Origin of the sequence: Bradyrhizobium sp. LMTR 3, assembly GCF_001693485.1 — a bacterium.
Lineage (GTDB): Bacteria > Pseudomonadota > Alphaproteobacteria > Rhizobiales > Xanthobacteraceae > Bradyrhizobium.
Genome location: NZ_MAXC01000002.1, coordinates 133,311 through 149,275, shown reverse-complemented (window position 1 = coordinate 149,275; position 15,965 = coordinate 133,311). Strand labels below are relative to the sequence as shown.

Below are 15,965 nucleotides of genomic sequence, written 5' to 3'. Positions count from 1 at the left end.
GTCGCGAGAGAATCAATGACAACGACAGCCCTCAAGGCGCGCAAGGAATTCGGCAAGACGCTCGCCTCCGACATCGCGCACCGGCTGCGAAACGAGATCGTCACCTGCCAGCTCAAGCCGAATGAATCGCTGAAGTTCGATGCGCTGCGCCTGTCGTTCGGCGCCAGCTTCACGACGCTGCGCGAAGCCTTGACGTTGCTGGTAGCGGAGGGGCTCGTCGTCGCCGAGGAGCAGCGTGGCTACAAGGTCGCGCCGGTCACGCTCGAGGACCTGCACGACCTGACGCATGCCCGCATCCTGATCGAGGTCGATCTGATGCGACGCTCGATCGAGAAGGGCGACGACGACTGGGAAATAAGGGTTATCTCGTCACTTCACCGGCTCGCCAGGATCGAGGAGCGGGCCCCGGAAGATTATGCGAGCAATACCGAATGGAAGGCGGCGCACCGCCAATTCCACGAGGCGCTGGTCTCGGCGTCGGGATCGCCGACGCTGCTTGCCATGCGAAACTCGCTGTTCGACCGCGCCGAGCGCTACCGCAATCTATCGGCCATGTTCAGGCCGCACCCGCGCGACAAAGTTGGCGAACATCGCGCCCTGATGCAGGCCGCGATCGGCCGGAAAGCCGATCAGGCGTGCGATCTGATCCGCAGCCACATCCAGACGACGTCCGACAACGTCGCCAAATACGCCGCTGGCGTGATCAGCGCCGGCTAGTTGCCGGCGGGCTGCGCCGGCGGTCCTTTCCGCAAAAAGTGCGCGGTCGAAGCCGCTCAAGCGGCGAATTTGGGTTGCGTTCGACGAGATTTTCGAAAATAGTGCGGCTGAGCGAAATTCAGCACTACCAACGAGAGGACACGGTCGCATGCGGCTGCTTTCATTCCTGAACAACGGCAAGGAAACCTGGGGGGTGGTTCTCGGCGACGGCGTGGTCGACCTCGGCAGCAAGCTGTCCCACGCCACGCTGCAGGACTTCATCGCCAGCCCCGATTTCGCAAAGCGCGACAGCATCGTGGCCGGCCACGCGCCGGACCTGAAGCTGTCGGACGTCAAATACCTTCCGGTGATCCCGCGACCCGAAAAGATCGTCTGCGCCGTGCGCAACTATCTCGACCACCACCAGGAGGCGGTGGCCCACGGCATGAAGCGTGAGATCACGGCGTTTCCGCCGATTTTCCTGCGGGTGTGGCGTTCCCAGGTCGGGCACGACGCGCCGGTGATCCGGCCGAAAGTATCGACGCATCTCGATTGGGAGGGCGAGCTCGCCGTCATTATCGGCAAGCCCGGCCGCTATATCTCGGAGGCCGACGCCATGGCCCATGTCGCCGGCTATTCGATCTATAACGACGTGAGCGTCCGCGACTATCAGATGCATGCGCAACAGATCGCGGCCGGCAAGAATTTCGTCGGAACCGGGCCGTTCGGGCCGTGGATGGTGACGACGGACGAATTGCCCGATCCGACCAAGCTGAAGCTGGAGACCCGCATCAACGGCAAAACGGTACAGAAGTCCGACACCTCGTTCCTGATCTTCTCGATTCCGCGGCTGATCAACTACGCCTCCGAGATCTTCGATCTGATGCCGGGCGACGTCATCGCCACTGGTACCCCGGCCGGTGTCGGTTTTACGCGCAAGCCGCCGATGTTCCTGGTGCCGGGCGACGTCGTCGAGGTCGAGGTGGAGAAGATCGGCGTGCTGCGTAACCCCGTGATCGATGAGGCCGCGCAGTGACGGCGTACGATATCAGGAAGACGCAGGTCTCGATCGAGGAAGTCTGGCACGAGCGCGGGCCGCGCCGGACACGGCCGCTATTGATCGGCACCGCGCTTGCCGTGATCAACAATCCCCATGCCGGCCGCTATGAGCCGGACCTGATGCCGTTTCAGGCCGGCTTGCGCGATCTCGGCCGGCAACTGGCGCGGACATTGTGCGAGCGGTTGGGCGGCAAGGACATTGTCGAAGCCTATGGCAAGGGTGCGATCGTCGGCGGCGACGGCGAGCTCGAGCACGGCGCGGTCTGGCATGAGGCGGGTGGCGCTGCGATCCGCGAAGTGATTTCGCAGGCCAAGGCGATCGTGCCCGCCGCCAAGACCGTCGGCGCGATTGGCTCGCGGCTGATGGTCCCGCTCGGCCACATCGAGGCGGCTTACGTCCGCAGCCATTTCGGCACCGCCGAGATGACGATCTGGGACGCGCCGCGGCGCGACGAGATCGTGTTCGGGCTCGTCATGGCGACCGGCGGCCGCACCCACGCGCGCATCGGCGGGCTCTCGGTGGATCAGATTTCAGTGCACGACGGGCAGCGATAGGCATCGCATTTTCATTCCCAAGCCGATGCCTTGAATCGACAAAAGCCGGACCGAGATTGTCCACCAACCGGACATGTTGCGGGTTGCCAAAATCGACGCGAATGACTCACAAGAGACATCGACCGGATCGCGAGATGGAACGAGCACCTCCGGGGTGCGTTGATCTTTCTGGGTACTACGAAAGGCAATACTGGACAGCGCCACGTATATGAACCTCTCATTTATCCAACCGAGACTCGACCCTAACTGGCCCTCGGCACGAAAGATCAATCCACTTTCTTCTTCTTGGGACCGATGCGGATAGGCGAGGCGCCGTCGCGACTGGTCGTTGCAAACCTTGGCAAGTCATCGAGCGCCTCGAACCAAGGTAGCTGTTCATTAACGAAGACATGGCAGCTCGGCGACGCATAATTCGCATCGAGCAGCGACACCGCATATATGTGAATCTCTCCCTCTATCCGTTCATTCTCATATGTGAGGGGTGACCCACAATTCTCACAGAAACCACGCCGAACGCCTGGCGAAGAATGGAAATAGCGGGGGGCGCCCTTCGTGAACGCGAACGCGCTGCGTGGGACTGAAATCCATGTCGTCATTGGGGAAGAGGTTGCTCGTCGACAACTCTCGCAATGGCAATGCAATGTCCAGTTCGGTGCCCCGGTATATTGGAAAACAATCGAGCCGCACAAACATTTGCCAGACACTGAAGTGGCATCCATTGCCGCACCTTGTTCCTGTAGAGGACTGTTCGATTGTGGCGATTGACCATCGTGTGTCAACGATGTCGTCTACTGGTTGAACAGCGGGAAAACCATGCGCAAAACACGTCGGTGATGCCCAGTGCAACCATGATCAGCAGCAGCAGATCGAGCAGCCGGTGCGTCGCCACCGCGGTCAAGTGAATGAGGCCGCGGTCAAGCGGAGCCAATCTACGGCTGCGTGTGGCGCGCCACAGCATCTCCAAGACCACCGCGCTGGCGAACGCAAATCCGAACACGACATGCACGGACCAGATGTCGACCCGAAGCGAGCCACGTGGCAGAAAATTTGGTCGTCCTGCCGATCAGAAACTGGATTGTAACGAGAATTGCAATCACCCAGTGCAGCGTGATCGTCGTGCTATCATAGACTTCCGCTGGATTTTCAGAGCGATCGGACACGTCGCTGCTCAACCCGCTTCCAGTGAGGCGTACTTCTTCTCGAAATCCCACACCTCCTGAAAGCCAATTAACGAGCTGAACTCGTTGAAGTCATAGAGCGGCGCCCGCACCGGCTTGTCGTCAACCAGCGAACCGTAGACATTGTTCAGCGCATAAGCGGCGGCGAGCAGGCCTGCCGTCGGATAAATCGCCATCCGGTAACCGATTTCCCTAAGTTTATCCTGGCTGAGGATGGGGGTTCGGCCCCCGTGAACCTGGTTTGAGACCAGCGGCACGTCCAGGGCTGATCCGATCTTTCGCATCTCTGCTTCCGATTCCGGACTCTCGATGAAAATAACATCGGCGCCGGCTTTGGCATACGCTTCGCCACGACGGATCGCTTCGTCGAGCCCGAGCGGCGTGCGGGCATCGGTGCGCGCGATGATCAGAAAGTCTCTTGACGAGCGTGCGTCGTTTGCAACCATCAGCTTGTTGATCATTTCCTTGACGGGGATCACGTGCCGGTTCGGCGTGTGACCGCATTTCTTGGGGCTTTGCTGATCTTCAAGCTGGATCGCTGCGGCCCCCGCCTTCTCGTAGCCGCGAACCGTATGATGAACGTTCAGCAGGCCGCCGTAACCGGTATCGCCATCGGCGATCAGCGGCTTGTGCACGGTTTGGGCTATAGCCTGCACGCGATCGAGCATCTGTGAGTAAGTCGCCAGGCCGGCATCGGGCAGTCCGAGATAGGACGCCACGGCTCCATAGCCTGTCATGTAAAGCGCGTCGGCCCTGGTGCGATCGGCGAGCTTGGCGGAGACCAAGTCGAAGACCCCGGGACAGGTCACAAACGGCTTTTCCTCGATCAAGGTTTTCAGGGTGCGGGAAATCATCGTCATCTCCTGACTGATTTTGAGCCCGCTGCACGGCAAATCGTGAGCAAATTGATGCTTCACCGTCCCTTTGTCCGGTCGGGCTTCGTGCTGGAGCCAATTCGGCGCTCTCCAAAATGTAGGCGTGAGAGAGCCTCATCCCAATTAAATACAAATTCATTCGCGGGTTCGGCCGATCACGTATGCCTGATGGCACGCCAACGCATCTGCACCGACGAGACCAGCAAGCAGAATGAATTTTTTTATAATCGGTTTCATCAGCATCGGGCCCATCTCAGGGTTGGACAGGGCCTAAGATGGACTACGACCATGAGAACAATTCAGAAAGTTGCGATTGCCTCGACAATCGCTTTCTCCGCACTTGCCTTCTTCCCGATGACGGCTTCCACAGCGCAGGCCGGGCCGATTGTACCGTCGGGCCATTATTGCTTGTCTTATGACTATGGTGGCACCGACTGCAGTTTTACAAGCTATGCGCAATGTCAGGCTACTGCATCGGGACTCGCGGCCGAATGCTACGGCAAGACCATTCGTGATGACGAGCACGAACACCCCTGGGACGCCGGCCACGATCGCTCCCTGCGGTGAACCGGAGGCGAAGTGTTCGCTTTCAATCGTGCCGTCCGGGCAAGCAATCTCCACGCTGAAGCCAGGCCCCCCGGCCCTGGACCGTCAGCCGAAAACCGTACAGCATTCACAATGGCGCGACCAGACTGAGGCCGAGACCGACGAACAATCGCGCTGGTCTGCTGTTGGCTTTTTCCGGACCTGCGATGATGTCCGACTTGAGTCCGGAATGCGCACCTAAGCGGGCTGACCAATCTGAATGGATTCACGCCCTATAATCAGAATCGGGCTCTAGAACTTCCGCACCAGATCCGGCGTGATCTCGCTGAGCTTGCGGATGCCGAGCAGTGCGAGATCGCGGTCGATCTCGGCTTTCAGAAGCGTGATCGCGCGCTGCACGCCGGCTTGGCCGCCGGCGATCGCGGCATAGAGGAAGGGGCGGCCGACCCAGACGAAATGCGCGCCGAGCGCGAGCGCCTTGATCACGTCGGTGCCGCGGCGGATGCCGCCGTCGACCATGATCGTCATGCCCTTGGCTTCTGCCGCGATCTCCGGCAGCGTGCGCAGGCCGGACATCGTGTAGTCGAGCTGGCGGCCGCCATGGTTGGAGAGCATCACGCCATCGACGCCGCTCTCGCGCGCGATTCTAGCATCGGCCGGCGAGACCATGCCCTTGACCACGAGCTTGCCCTTCCACCTCTTGCGGATCAGCTCGACGTGCTTCCAGGCGAGCTGGTCGCGGGCGCCGATGTTGCGCATCAGGTTTTTCGCCAGCACCGGCGGGCCGCGCTGCGCGTCCATGTTCTCGAAATGCGGCATGCCGTGGTTCATCACGGTGCGCGCCCAGGTGCCGAACAGCCAGTGCGGATGCGTGACCGTGTCCCAGAACACGCGCGGGGTGATCGCAAGCGGCACCTGGAAACCGTTGCGGATGTTGTTCTCGCGGTTCGGCGGCACCGGCACGTCGGCGGTGACGACGAAGGTGTCGTAGCCGGCCGCCGTCACGCGATCGACCAACGGCTCGATCCGTTCGGGAAGACCTGCGAGATAGGCCTGATACCACGCGGCCTGATTGGCGGCGCGGACATCCTCCAGCGTGATCAGCGAGGAGGCGCTCAAGATCATCGGCACGTTCTCGCACCTAGCGGCCTGCGTCAGCACGATGTCGCCGCGATAGGCGCATAGCGCGGAAGAACCCATCGGCGGAATGCCGAACGGCGCGGCGTAGGTCTTGCCGAACAGCGTGGTGGTCTGGTCGCGGCCGGAGACGTCGTTGAGCACGCGCGGCACGAAGCCGTATTCATCGAAGGCCTTGCGGTTGTCGCGCAGCGCGGCATCGGTCTCGGCGCCACCGGAAATATAGCCGTAGAGAAATTTTGGAATCCGCCGCCGCGCAACGGATTCGAAATCGTCGAGCGAGAGATATTTCTGCAGAGCCCGCGGCACTGCGCTCTCGGTCCGGGTCACGGTCGGAGGCGGCGCAGTCAAGTTTGCGGATTTGTCGAGCACGTCGGGCGTTCCATTTTTTGGTTGTTATGCGAACGGCAGGTTAGCGGCGGGGAGGCGGCCCGCCAAATTTCTGGCCGGCCTTGTTGACGGATTCGCTGACGTCGCCGAGCATTTTTCGCGTCTCGGCGATCACCCGCCCGGACTTCTTGTCGAAACTCTCGATCAGCTCGCGCAGCGAAATGACGGTCGGCAGCAGTTCGCCGCCATATTTGTCGCTGGCGAGGCTGCCGAGGAAATCCTTCGTCTTGTCCATTGCGCCGTCGACCGCGCCGATGCCGGATTCGGCGGTCGCGATGATGGACGTGATCTTTGCGCCATTATGTGAAAGCGAGGCGGTGAACGTCTCGAAATTCCGCAAAGTATCCTTGATCGCCACCTCGTTGTCGGCAATCACGCGGTCGACGTTGCGCAGCGCCACGCGGATTTTTTCCTGGGTATTGAGCATTCCTTCCGGATCGGCGGTGAGCTCCGGAATGCCGTCCGCGCCCTTGGACGGCGGCGGCGCCTCATCGGAGCCGCCGGTAAACGAGATCGCGGCGATTCCCGTCAGCCCCTGAAACTCGAGGCCGACCTGGGTGTCGCTCTTCACCGGCGTGTTGCCGTCGATCATGGCGAGGGCTACCACGCGGCGCGGATGGTCGAGCTTCAGCGACACCACTTCGCCGACCCGGATGCCGGCGAAATTGACGCTGCCGCCGTTGCGCAGGCCCGAAGCCGAGCCCTCGAAGATCACGCGGAACGGCACCTTCTGCTTGATGCCGGCGAACTTCTGATAGCCGAGCCACGCACCAAGCGACCCGGCGATCAGGGCCAGGGTCAGGGTGCCGATCATCAGATTGCTGGCGCGGACTTTCATCGAAATGCCTAAACGAAGCGGGCCAAAGAGATAACGGTTTTATGACGGCAAGTCACCGTCGCGAACCACCCGGAACTGCGACGTGTGCCCATAAATCGGCTGTACGGACAGAGGGGTTGCGATTCCGCCTTTCTCTCGGAAGCAGACATTGGCACAGCCTGCCGGCATGTCGGGCTTGGGCCCAGAAGACGACGTCACCGAAAGAGCCGGTTTCCCACGCCAGATCAGGCCGATTTGTCAGCTGCTTTCGAATAGTTCACGGGCGACGAACGGGTTTGCACCGGCCTAATCAGGTCTGGCGCTGCGGCCGATAGTGCGATCGACGTCGGCAACCACCCCGTAGAGGCGCTGCCGCGAGAGCCAATGAAGGTCGTCCATGCGTTGCACGATTCCTACCACAACCGGCACGTGGTGGCGTCGCGCAAGCTGCTCAAGTGAGAAAACGGACCACCAGGCGCGAAAAGCGACTCGCGTCCAAGCGCGCGCGTCCCAGCCGAGCAGGAGGACATCCGGCGCATACCTGCGCACCGCACGATTCAGGTTCCACGGGTATTTAACGATGATGCCCAGGCGCACCGGTCGCGCACCCTCCCACGGAAAGGATCTTGCGACGGCGGCAAAGGCAAACACGACTGAGCGACGGGCTACGTTGCTGGCAACCAGCCTCTCGATGACTCTACAGGCGAGTCCCGTCTCCTTCACCTCCACAAACAGGTCAAGGTCAGTTGGTGAAAGAAGCGACAGTGCCACATCGAGGGTAAGCGCATTCTCGACATGAGGCGGCGGGCCGTGTGACACCACCAATGTGTCGGAATCCGCTGCAAGGCAGACGTCGAATTCGACGCCAGATATTCTGCCGTCACGGGCGGCACGTGCGAACGCCGCGAGCGAGTTTTCACCCGGACCCGCGGACCATCCACGGTGCGCAATAAGCTTCATGACGAGGTCCGTACAGCCAAGCTGCGCGCGCCATGCAATCTCCCCGAAGAGAGAAATGTCAATCCGCTTTGGGGTCATTTGCGGGCATCCACCTGCGCTCAAAACGTGTGTCCGCTTGAGCTCAGAAATCGGCCATCGGCCGTAGTGCACGTCCTAGGCAGTTTGAGGCTTCCGTGACGCGACAAACACCCCCGTCAGCACCAGCGCGAAGCCGATGAAGTGGAATACTTGCGGATGCTCGCCGAGGAAGGCGATCGACATCACGGCGCCGAACACCGGTACCACGTGAAAGAAGGGGGCTGCGCGGTTGGCGCCGATGAGCTGCACGCCGCGATTGAAGCAGAGATAGGCGATCGTCGAGGGAAACAGCGCGACGTAGGCGAGCGTCAAGAAGTTCGCGGTGTCGATCTGCATCAGCGGCCGCGCGAACAGTTCCCAGATGAACAGCGGGATCAGGCAGGCCGCGCCGGCGCCGAAGGTAAAGGCGACGAACGAGAGGCCGTGGATCGCGGGCCGCTTCAGCGACAGCACCGAATAGATGCCGAAGATCGCGAGCGCCACGAGGAAGATCAGGTCGCCGATGTTGAAGTCGATGCCCGACAGCTTGGTGAGGTCGCCATGCAGCAGGATGATGAGCACGCCGGCCATCGAGAGCAGAACGCCGGCCGCCTGCGCCAGCGTCAGCCGCACACCGAGCAGCACGAGCGACCACACCGCGACGACCAGCGGTCCCGCCGACTGCAACAACAGCGTGTTCAGCGCCTGGGTGTGCTCGAGCGCCCAGTATTGCAGCGTGTTGAAGGCGCCGATGCCGGTGACGGAGAGCACGATCATGATGCCGAGCCGGCCGCGGATCGCAGCCCAGTCCTTGACGAGATGCTTCCAGGCAAACGGCAGGATGATCAGGAACGCGAACGACCAGCGCAGGAACGACAGTGTCACCGGCGGAATGTGGCCGGCGGCCAGCCGCCCGACGATGGCGTTACCGGCCCAGCACAGCGCGGTGATGCTGAGCAGCAGATAGGGCTGATTGGCGAGCCAGTTCCCGGATCGTGCGGGTGAAGTCTGTTCGGTAGCCGACATTCGAGGGACCGGTTTATGGCGCCGCGGCCCGCCCGGCGATCGACGCCGGGCCGGAATGTGGCCCGGCCCTGGTCACAGACACCGATTTGCGCCGCTCATCAATGGTGCAGATGCATCGCGACCATGCAGCGCGTCTTGCTGCTGTTTGGGGTTGCCAGCGGGCAGGCAAATATGCAATCAAAGGACGATTGTTTCATGTGACCCAACCTTGGTTTGTTTTTCGGGGGGCGCATGCAGTGAGTTATTCCTGGCTACTTTCAGTATTGGGCGTTCGTTCGATCGTTGGGACCACGGTTTGCAGGCTATTCCGCTCTCAAGCGTTTCGTCTGTCCGTGACATCGAATTTTTGCAGATTGCAGATGGTGGGTCATTCCTTGAACAAGCCGATGTCGGCCGAAGAAGCCGAAGCCGAAACACGTCATCAGTTTGCCGTTCGCGCCAATTCCATTCTGGCGTTCATCGAATGCGATGAGGAACAGCGCCCGAAACTGCGCGAGGCCATCATCGAGTCGATGCTATGGGCGCAGACGCAGCCCAAACTCACCAAATAGGGCTCCGCCGCGGCGAAGGCCGCTCACGCCACGAGCGCGCGCGGGATTGCGCCCGCAGCCTTCACGGCGTCGTTGGGATCGAGTTCGATCTGCAGGCCGCGCTGGCCGCCATTGAGGAATACGCTGGTATGGCCGAGCGCGGCTTCTTCGATCGCGACCGGCAGGCGCTTCTTCTGTCCGAACGGCGAGATGCCGCCGACATGATAACCGGTCAGCCGTTCGGCATCCGCCGGCCGCATCATCTTCGCCGCCTTGGCGCCAAGCGCGGTCGCGAGCTTTTTCATGCTGACCTCGCAGTCCGACGGCACCACGGCGCAGACCGGCTTGCCGTCGACCTCGGCCATCAATGTCTTCAGCACGCGCGCGGGCTCAACGCCGAGCGCCTCCGCCGCCTGCAGCCCGATGCTCGCTGCATCCGGGTCGTAGTCGTAAGCGTGCAGGGCGAATTTCACGCCGAGTTTTTCCAGCGCTAGCGTTGCACGGGTGGTTTTGGACATGGCCATTCCATCATTGCCGAACATTAATGCGTTTCTTGCCCGCGCAAGGCCGGGATGGCCAGGATTTTACGGGGATATCAATGGGTTGGAGCCGTTCTAAGGCCCCCTTAAAGCCGCCTTCTTGCTTGCCTAGATCACCTGCTTCCTTTATCCGGTGGGGCGCCCTGCACGCGAGCGGCCCCGGCCGTGATTATGGCTGGGCGAGCTTAGAGCATGGTCCGGAAACACAGGTACCGGTTCTCCGGTGAAATCATGCTGGAACCAAGAGATTTGCAGGGAACACCTTAAAAATGGCCAATGTTGTCGTCGTCGGCGCCCAGTGGGGCGACGAGGGGAAGGGCAAGATCGTCGACTGGTTGTCGGAGCAGGCCGATATCGTCGTGCGCTTCCAGGGCGGCCATAATGCCGGTCATACGCTCGTCATCAATGGCGAGACTTACAAGCTCGCGCTGCTGCCGTCCGGCGTGCTGCGGCCGTCGAAGCTTGCGGTGATCGGCAATGGCGTGGTGTTCGATCCGCAAGCCTTCCTCGATGAGGTGGCGCGGCTGAAGGGCCAGGGCGTCGCCGTCAGTCCGGAAAACCTGCGCATTGCCGAAAACGTCACGTTGATTCTGCCCTTGCATCGCGACCTCGATGCGCTGCGCGAATCCAGTAACGCCGTTACCGCGATCGGCACCACGCGCCGCGGCATCGGCCCGGCCTATGAGGACAAGGTCGGCCGCCGCGCGATTCGCTTGATGGACTTGGCCGACCTCGACACGCTGCCGCACAAGATCGATCGGCTGCTGGCGCACCACAACGCGTTGCGCCGCGGGCTCAATCTCGAGGAGATCGACGGCAAGGGCATTCTGAAAGAGCTTAGCGCGCTGGCGCCAAGGCTGTTGCCCTATGCTGAAACGGTGTGGCGGCTGCTCGACCTCAAGCGCCGCGAAGGCAGGCGCATCCTGTTCGAGGGTGCGCAGGGTGCGCTGCTCGATGTCGACCACGGCACCTATCCCTACGTCACCTCGTCCAACACCGTGGCCGCGCAGGCGGCGACCGGCACCGGCATGGGCCCAGGCGCGGTCGGCTATGTGCTCGGCATCTGCAAGGCCTATACGACGCGAGTTGGGCAGGGGCCGTTCCCGACCGAGCAGGACAACGAGATCGGCCGCAAGATCGGCGAGCGGGGCCGCGAGTTCGGTACCAACACCGGCCGCCCGCGCCGCTGCGGCTGGTTCGACGCCGCCCTGGTGCGGCAGACAGTCCGCACTTGCGGCATCACGGGTCTAGCGCTTACAAAGCTCGATATTCTCGACGGCTTCGACACCATCGAGGTCTGCACCGGCTATATGCTGGACGGCAAGGAAATCGACCATCTGCCGGCGGGCGAGGGCGCCCAGGCCCGGGTGGTGCCGGTCTACGAAACCATCGAGGGCTGGAAAGAGCCGACTGCCAATGCCCGCTCCTGGGCAGATCTGCCGGCCCAGGCCATTAAATATGTCCGCCGGGTCGAGGAACTCGTGGGTTGTCCGATCGCATTGCTTTCCACGAGCCCCGAACGCGAGGATACTATCCTGGTGCAGAACCCGTTTGAGGCTTAACGGGATGTTACCGTCGGGGCTGCAGTATTGAAGAGAAATGGCTGATTATTACCCGCTGATTGCACGCGCTATCGCCGGCCTGGACCCCAATGCTCCAGGTGAGAGCCGCCGTGCGCTCTATGAGCGGGCGCGTACCGCGCTGATCGCGCAGTTGCGCAGCGTTCAGCCGCCGCTTTCCGAATCCGAAATCACCCGCGAGCGGCTGTCGCTGGAAGAGGCCGTGCGCAAGGTCGAATCGGAAGCCGCCCAGCGCGCCCGCGAGGCTTCGCGGCCCGGCGGTGGCGGGGCTGCGCGTGGCGGCGATGCCTTCCGCCGCGCCAATGCCCGCCCGCCGGAAGCGGCTGCCGCGCCGCCGGGTACGCCACGCCCGCGCCCGCCTTCTCAAGGCCCCTCGCGCGATGGCCGTCCGCCGCTTGGCGAGGAGCCACGCCCGCCGCGCAATCTGCGCGCCGATGCGCCACCGCCTGGCGCGCCGCGCCCGCAGCCGCCGCAGATTCCGACGCAGGATGCTGGCCTGCCGCCACCGCCGCCTCGCGAGCGCGGCCCCCGCCGCGGCCCGGATAATGGTGGTCCGCCGACGCCGCCACAGCCGCCCGGCATGCGCGGCTTCCGCGACATCGCAGCCGACGCCGACGATCTTGGCCGCGCCGCGGCGCAAGCCAACCGCAATGCGCGGAAGACCTATGCCAACGTGCCGTCGCCCTCGCCGGAATTCGACCGGCTCGAGCCGAGCATGGAGGACCGCGGCGCCGATCCCGAGGTGCCGTATTCGTATGACGAATCGCAGGCGGAAGCCGACCGTTACGCGCCGCCGCCGCTGCGCGACCGCCCGCGGCTGTCGCAGGACCGCGACCGCGAGCCGCCGAAGAAGCGCGCAGGCGCCGGGTTTCCGTTCAAGAGTGCGATTGCGGTCGGCATCGTCCTCATTCTGGTCGGCGCCGGTATCCTCTGGGGCAAGTCGATCGTGACAGCCGTGAGCGGCCTGTTCAAATCCGCATCCGTCGTGGAAGCGCCGAAGGATCCGGCCGCGCCGCAGTCGCGCCCGAAGATTCCCGACCGCGTTGGCCAGCCGTCGTCGAGCGAGAACGTGGCACCCGTGGCGCAGCGCGTCGTGCTGTATGACGAGGATCCGTCCGATCCCAAGGGCAAGCAATATGTCGGCTCGGTGATCTGGCGCACCGAACCGATCAGGGCGAGCGGCAATCAGAAGCCGGACGTTGCCGTGCGCGCCGACATCGAGATTCCCGACCGCAAGTTCAAGATGACGATGTCGTTCCGCCGCAACACCGATACCTCGCTGCCGGCGAGCCACACCGCGGAATTGACCTTCATCCTGCCGCAGGATTTTTCCGGCGGCGGCGTCGGCAACGTGCCGGGCATTTTGATGAAGTCCAACGAGCAGGCGCGCGGCACGCCGCTGGCTGGGCTCGCCGTGAAGGTTACCGACGGCTTCTTCCTGGTCGGCCTCTCCAACGTCGATTCCGACCGCGCCCGCAACTTGCAGCTCCTCAAGGAGCGCTCCTGGTTCGACGTTCCGCTGGTCTACGTCAACCAGCGCCGCGCCATCATCGCGATCGAAAAGGGCTCTCCGGGCGAACGCGCGTTCAACGATGCCTTCGCGCTGTGGGGGGAGTAGCTGCTGCGAGCTCAGGAGAAGCGCGCTTGAGCTCGAGCTTATCTCGTTTGAGCCAGGAAATCGATCGTCGCGGCGTAGCCAAAGATTCCAACGTGAAACGGCCTCAGCATTGCTCCTGCTGAGGCCGTTTTGCATTCGTCGTCAACTGAAGGGACCGGTCACTGGGAGGCGGCGGCTCGTCGCCGTGCGGCGCCTTCGCGCTCCATCACGGCGCGGCAGCCCGGGCTGACATGCGCGCGGTTCCTGACCATGCAGGCGGTGATTCGCTGGACGTTAGGGACTTCATGGCCGCATAGCCGCATGGCATCGCCGGTGCACATCTGCTGCGCCTCCGAGAAGGCGAGGCTTGGGCGTGCGGAAAGCGCGGTCGCCGCGACGGCGAGGGCGAAGAGAAGCGCGATCTTGCTTGTACGATGGATAGTCATTGAGCCGTTCCCCAAAGGTTGCGTGCAGGGTTGCGTGCGGTGCTGGCCGCTTTTCATTGGGGGCGCTGCACGCGGTTTGCGCTGCCGCACACGTCGTCCATCACCGGGAACTCACCCGGTGTGGTTGCTCGATTTCTGCCGATGTCCGAATCGAAAAGTGCTGCGCGGCCCCACGCGAATTATGCGCCAATGCTGCGAAGCTGCAATGGCTCGCTGCGAAGCTGCAATAGCTCGCGCCAACACTTTTCGAGACTGTTGCGTGCGCGCCACGTCGAGCGAAGCGCGGAAGTGGGACAACCCGGTTTTGCGCTGCGCTTCTTATGTCGGCTCGATGGTTCCGGAGAAGGAACGGACGCGGGTCTTCCAGACGCCGTCTCAGCCGTGATCGAACAGGCCGGCGCCGAAACGTCATTCGCGGCCGGCCCGTTCACGACGCGGCAACCATGACTTCGGTTGTCCGGGCTGAGGCCTCCCGAAGCCGATGCTGCCCGGCCCGGATGCCTGGCAGATGGCCGGGTCCGCCTTCATCTGCCCAAAACTCCGTAAAAATGCGCAAAATCAGCGCTCCGGAACAACCACCCGTTAGGGAAGGCTGAGTACGATCAGCGGCTATTGCTCGCACCCGCCTCATTGCTGTCGTTGAAGTGAAAAAGCTGCCGAGACCAGCCTGTCGAATGGCACTCAAATGCGCGTTCATGCCGCTGCCGATGGATTCACCAAGATGCCGGCCATCCGTGCGGTGGACCGTAAGGTGACGCGGCGAGCCGGCACGACCGGTGCGGAGGCGGCATAGCCATGCCCGCTGCATCGCCGAATTTGCGCGCGGAATTGAATGGCGCCGAAAAGGAGGGACCCGAGCACGACGCCCGGATTTTCGGGGAGGTGACGGACCTGTTCCTGTCCAATGTCGATCGTCTCGGTGAATCGCAGATCGCAGCCGTCGATGGCGTTCTCGCCCACCTGATCGAGCGGGTGAACGCGAAAACCGTGGTCCAGCTCAGCGAGGCCCTTTCCACCATCGACCGCGCCCCGCGCCAGACCATCCGCAAGCTTGCATTTCACGAAAACCACTTGCTGGCGGCGCCGGTTCTCAGATGCTCCAACTGCCTGTTGGAGGCCGACCTGCTTGAAATCGTCCAAAGCCGCAGCCAGCAGCATCTGCTGGCAATATCGGACAGAAAGATTCTCAATGAGGCGCTGACCGATGCGCTGATGCGATTTGGCGACGTCCACGTCTCCAACGCGCTCGCGCGCAACGCCGGCGCGCGTTTCTCCGAATGCGGCTACGCGACGCTGGTGGGGCGGGCCGAGCGTGACGAAGTCCTCGCGGAAAAGCTCGGGCTTCGATTGGACATTCCCGGCAACCTGCTTCGGGAGCTTCTGGGCAGAGTTGCCGACGTGGTCCGCGCGCGGTTCTTGACGGCGTCGCGACCACTTGCGCGGAAGAAAACCCAAGGTTCTGCCGCGGCCGCCGGACAGGGTGGCGCGGCCCGGAAGGCGATTGATTATACCCAGGCGCAAAGCGAAGTCGTCGCGCTCAATCGCACGGGCAAGCTCAACGATTCGATCGTGAACCGGTTTGCGGTGCGGGGTGAATACTCCCACGTCGTCGCAGCGCTCGCCTTGAAGGCCGACGTCAAGATCGAGGCCATCGAACCCTTGCTCGAGCCCGACCGGGTATACGGCCTGATCGTCGCGTGCAAGGCTGCGCTGCTGAGCTGGTCGACAACGACGATGATCGTCCGCAATCGTCCGAACTGTCCGCCATCCACCGACCGGGAACTCGAGCAGTGCGTGGCGATCTATGAATCGCTGCTGCTGTCGGTGGCGCAGTGGACCATTCGTTTCGGCTCCGACCGGATCCTCGGGAAGAAGAGCGAGCCCGTGGCGGCTGTAGCGGCGGCCGGCCGAAGGTAGCTTACAGACGACGGGCACGTCAGGTTCGCATGTAGCTCGTCCATATCCACCAGCACCGCC

The 15,965-nt window shown here is 62.7% G+C and carries 17 protein-coding genes; 8 read left to right on the top strand and 9 right to left on the bottom strand.

The genetic code is table 11. From position 1 onward, the window contains the following. The first annotated feature begins 15 nt into the window (after nt 1-15). The 3 genes from LMTR3_RS02300 (at nt 16) to LMTR3_RS02290 (ending at nt 2,310) form a co-directional block, all read left to right on the top strand. Nucleotides 16-717: a GntR family transcriptional regulator gene (locus tag LMTR3_RS02300; RefSeq protein ID WP_065743474.1), complete on the top strand. Its 702-nt coding sequence runs from the start codon at nt 16-18 to the stop codon at nt 715-717. A gap of 148 nt (nt 718-865) precedes the next feature. Further along, complete coding sequence (locus LMTR3_RS02295) at nt 866-1,732, top strand: fumarylacetoacetate hydrolase family protein (protein ID WP_065743473.1); 867 nt, start codon at nt 866-868, stop codon at nt 1,730-1,732. Continuing rightward, entirely contained in the window at nt 1,729-2,310 is a 582-nt protein-coding gene (locus tag LMTR3_RS02290; protein WP_065743472.1) for an amino acid synthesis family protein, read from the top strand. Before LMTR3_RS02295 ends, LMTR3_RS02290 begins: the two co-directional genes overlap by 4 nt. 266 nt (nt 2,311-2,576) lie before the next feature. On the opposite strand, the gene LMTR3_RS39740 is transcribed toward LMTR3_RS02290, so the two are convergent. The 3 genes from LMTR3_RS39740 to LMTR3_RS02280 form a co-directional block, all read right to left on the bottom strand. Continuing rightward, nucleotides 2,577-3,029: a GFA family protein gene (locus tag LMTR3_RS39740; protein WP_084029374.1), complete on the bottom strand. Its 453-nt coding sequence runs from the start codon at nt 3,027-3,029 to the stop codon at nt 2,577-2,579. 56 nt (nt 3,030-3,085) lie between these two features. After that, nucleotides 3,086-3,316: a hypothetical protein gene (locus LMTR3_RS02285; RefSeq protein WP_065743471.1), complete on the bottom strand. Its 231-nt coding sequence runs from the start codon at nt 3,314-3,316 to the stop codon at nt 3,086-3,088. A 162-nt stretch (nt 3,317-3,478) separates the two neighbouring features. Next, the gene (locus LMTR3_RS02280) at nt 3,479-4,405 is read right to left on the bottom strand and encodes an isocitrate lyase/PEP mutase family protein (protein ID WP_245319705.1); all 927 of its coding nucleotides are present in this window, start codon (nt 4,403-4,405) and stop codon (nt 3,479-3,481) included. Nucleotides 4,406-4,531: 126 nt separating this feature from the next. Between LMTR3_RS02280 and LMTR3_RS37275 the strand changes: the two genes are divergently transcribed. Continuing rightward, entirely contained in the window at nt 4,532-4,930 is a 399-nt protein-coding gene (locus LMTR3_RS37275) for a DUF3551 domain-containing protein (protein WP_065743470.1), read from the top strand. A 270-nt stretch (nt 4,931-5,200) separates the two neighbouring features. Here the strand turns inward: LMTR3_RS37275 and LMTR3_RS02270 are convergent, their stop codons facing one another. The 4 genes from LMTR3_RS02270 to LMTR3_RS02255 all read right to left on the bottom strand — a co-directional run bounded on the left by LMTR3_RS02270 (nt 5,201) and on the right by LMTR3_RS02255 (nt 9,296). After that, nucleotides 5,201-6,355: an alpha-hydroxy acid oxidase gene (locus tag LMTR3_RS02270; protein ID WP_065743627.1), complete on the bottom strand. Its 1,155-nt coding sequence runs from the start codon at nt 6,353-6,355 to the stop codon at nt 5,201-5,203. 103 nt (nt 6,356-6,458) lie between these two features. After that, the gene (locus LMTR3_RS02265; RefSeq protein WP_065743469.1) at nt 6,459-7,274 is read right to left on the bottom strand and encodes an MlaD family protein; all 816 of its coding nucleotides are present in this window, start codon (nt 7,272-7,274) and stop codon (nt 6,459-6,461) included. A gap of 285 nt (nt 7,275-7,559) precedes the next feature. Continuing rightward, complete coding sequence (locus LMTR3_RS02260; protein WP_065743468.1) at nt 7,560-8,291, bottom strand: glycerophosphodiester phosphodiesterase; 732 nt, start codon at nt 8,289-8,291, stop codon at nt 7,560-7,562. Nucleotides 8,292-8,366: 75 nt separating this feature from the next. Continuing rightward, nucleotides 8,367-9,296, bottom strand: a complete 930-nt coding sequence (locus tag LMTR3_RS02255; protein WP_065743467.1) for a DMT family transporter — start codon at nt 9,294-9,296, stop codon at nt 8,367-8,369. A gap of 101 nt (nt 9,297-9,397) precedes the next feature. Here LMTR3_RS02255 and LMTR3_RS37270 point away from each other — a divergent pair, with 101 nt between their 5' ends. Continuing rightward, a complete protein-coding gene (locus tag LMTR3_RS37270; protein ID WP_141686440.1) occupies nt 9,398-9,847 on the top strand; it encodes a hypothetical protein in 450 nt (149 codons plus the stop codon). Between the two features lie 23 nt (nt 9,848-9,870). Here the strand turns inward: LMTR3_RS37270 and ybaK are convergent, their stop codons facing one another. After that, nucleotides 9,871-10,344 (bottom strand): Cys-tRNA(Pro) deacylase, encoded by a 474-nt coding sequence (gene ybaK, locus LMTR3_RS02245; protein ID WP_065743626.1) that lies wholly within the window; start codon nt 10,342-10,344, stop codon nt 9,871-9,873. Between the two features lie 290 nt (nt 10,345-10,634). On the opposite strand from ybaK, the gene LMTR3_RS02240 reads away from it, so the two are divergent. Continuing rightward, entirely contained in the window at nt 10,635-11,927 is a 1,293-nt protein-coding gene (locus tag LMTR3_RS02240) for an adenylosuccinate synthase (protein WP_065743465.1), read from the top strand. A gap of 37 nt (nt 11,928-11,964) precedes the next feature. Further along, nucleotides 11,965-13,563: a hypothetical protein gene (locus LMTR3_RS02235; RefSeq protein WP_065743464.1), complete on the top strand. Its 1,599-nt coding sequence runs from the start codon at nt 11,965-11,967 to the stop codon at nt 13,561-13,563. 158 nt (nt 13,564-13,721) lie between these two features. Here the strand turns inward: LMTR3_RS02235 and LMTR3_RS02230 are convergent, their stop codons facing one another. Further along, complete coding sequence (locus LMTR3_RS02230; RefSeq protein ID WP_065743463.1) at nt 13,722-13,988, bottom strand: hypothetical protein; 267 nt, start codon at nt 13,986-13,988, stop codon at nt 13,722-13,724. 795 nt (nt 13,989-14,783) lie between these two features. On the opposite strand from LMTR3_RS02230, the gene LMTR3_RS02225 reads away from it, so the two are divergent. Continuing rightward, complete coding sequence (locus tag LMTR3_RS02225) at nt 14,784-15,905, top strand: DUF2336 domain-containing protein (RefSeq protein WP_065743462.1); 1,122 nt, start codon at nt 14,784-14,786, stop codon at nt 15,903-15,905. The last annotated feature ends 60 nt before the right edge of the window (nt 15,906-15,965 follow it).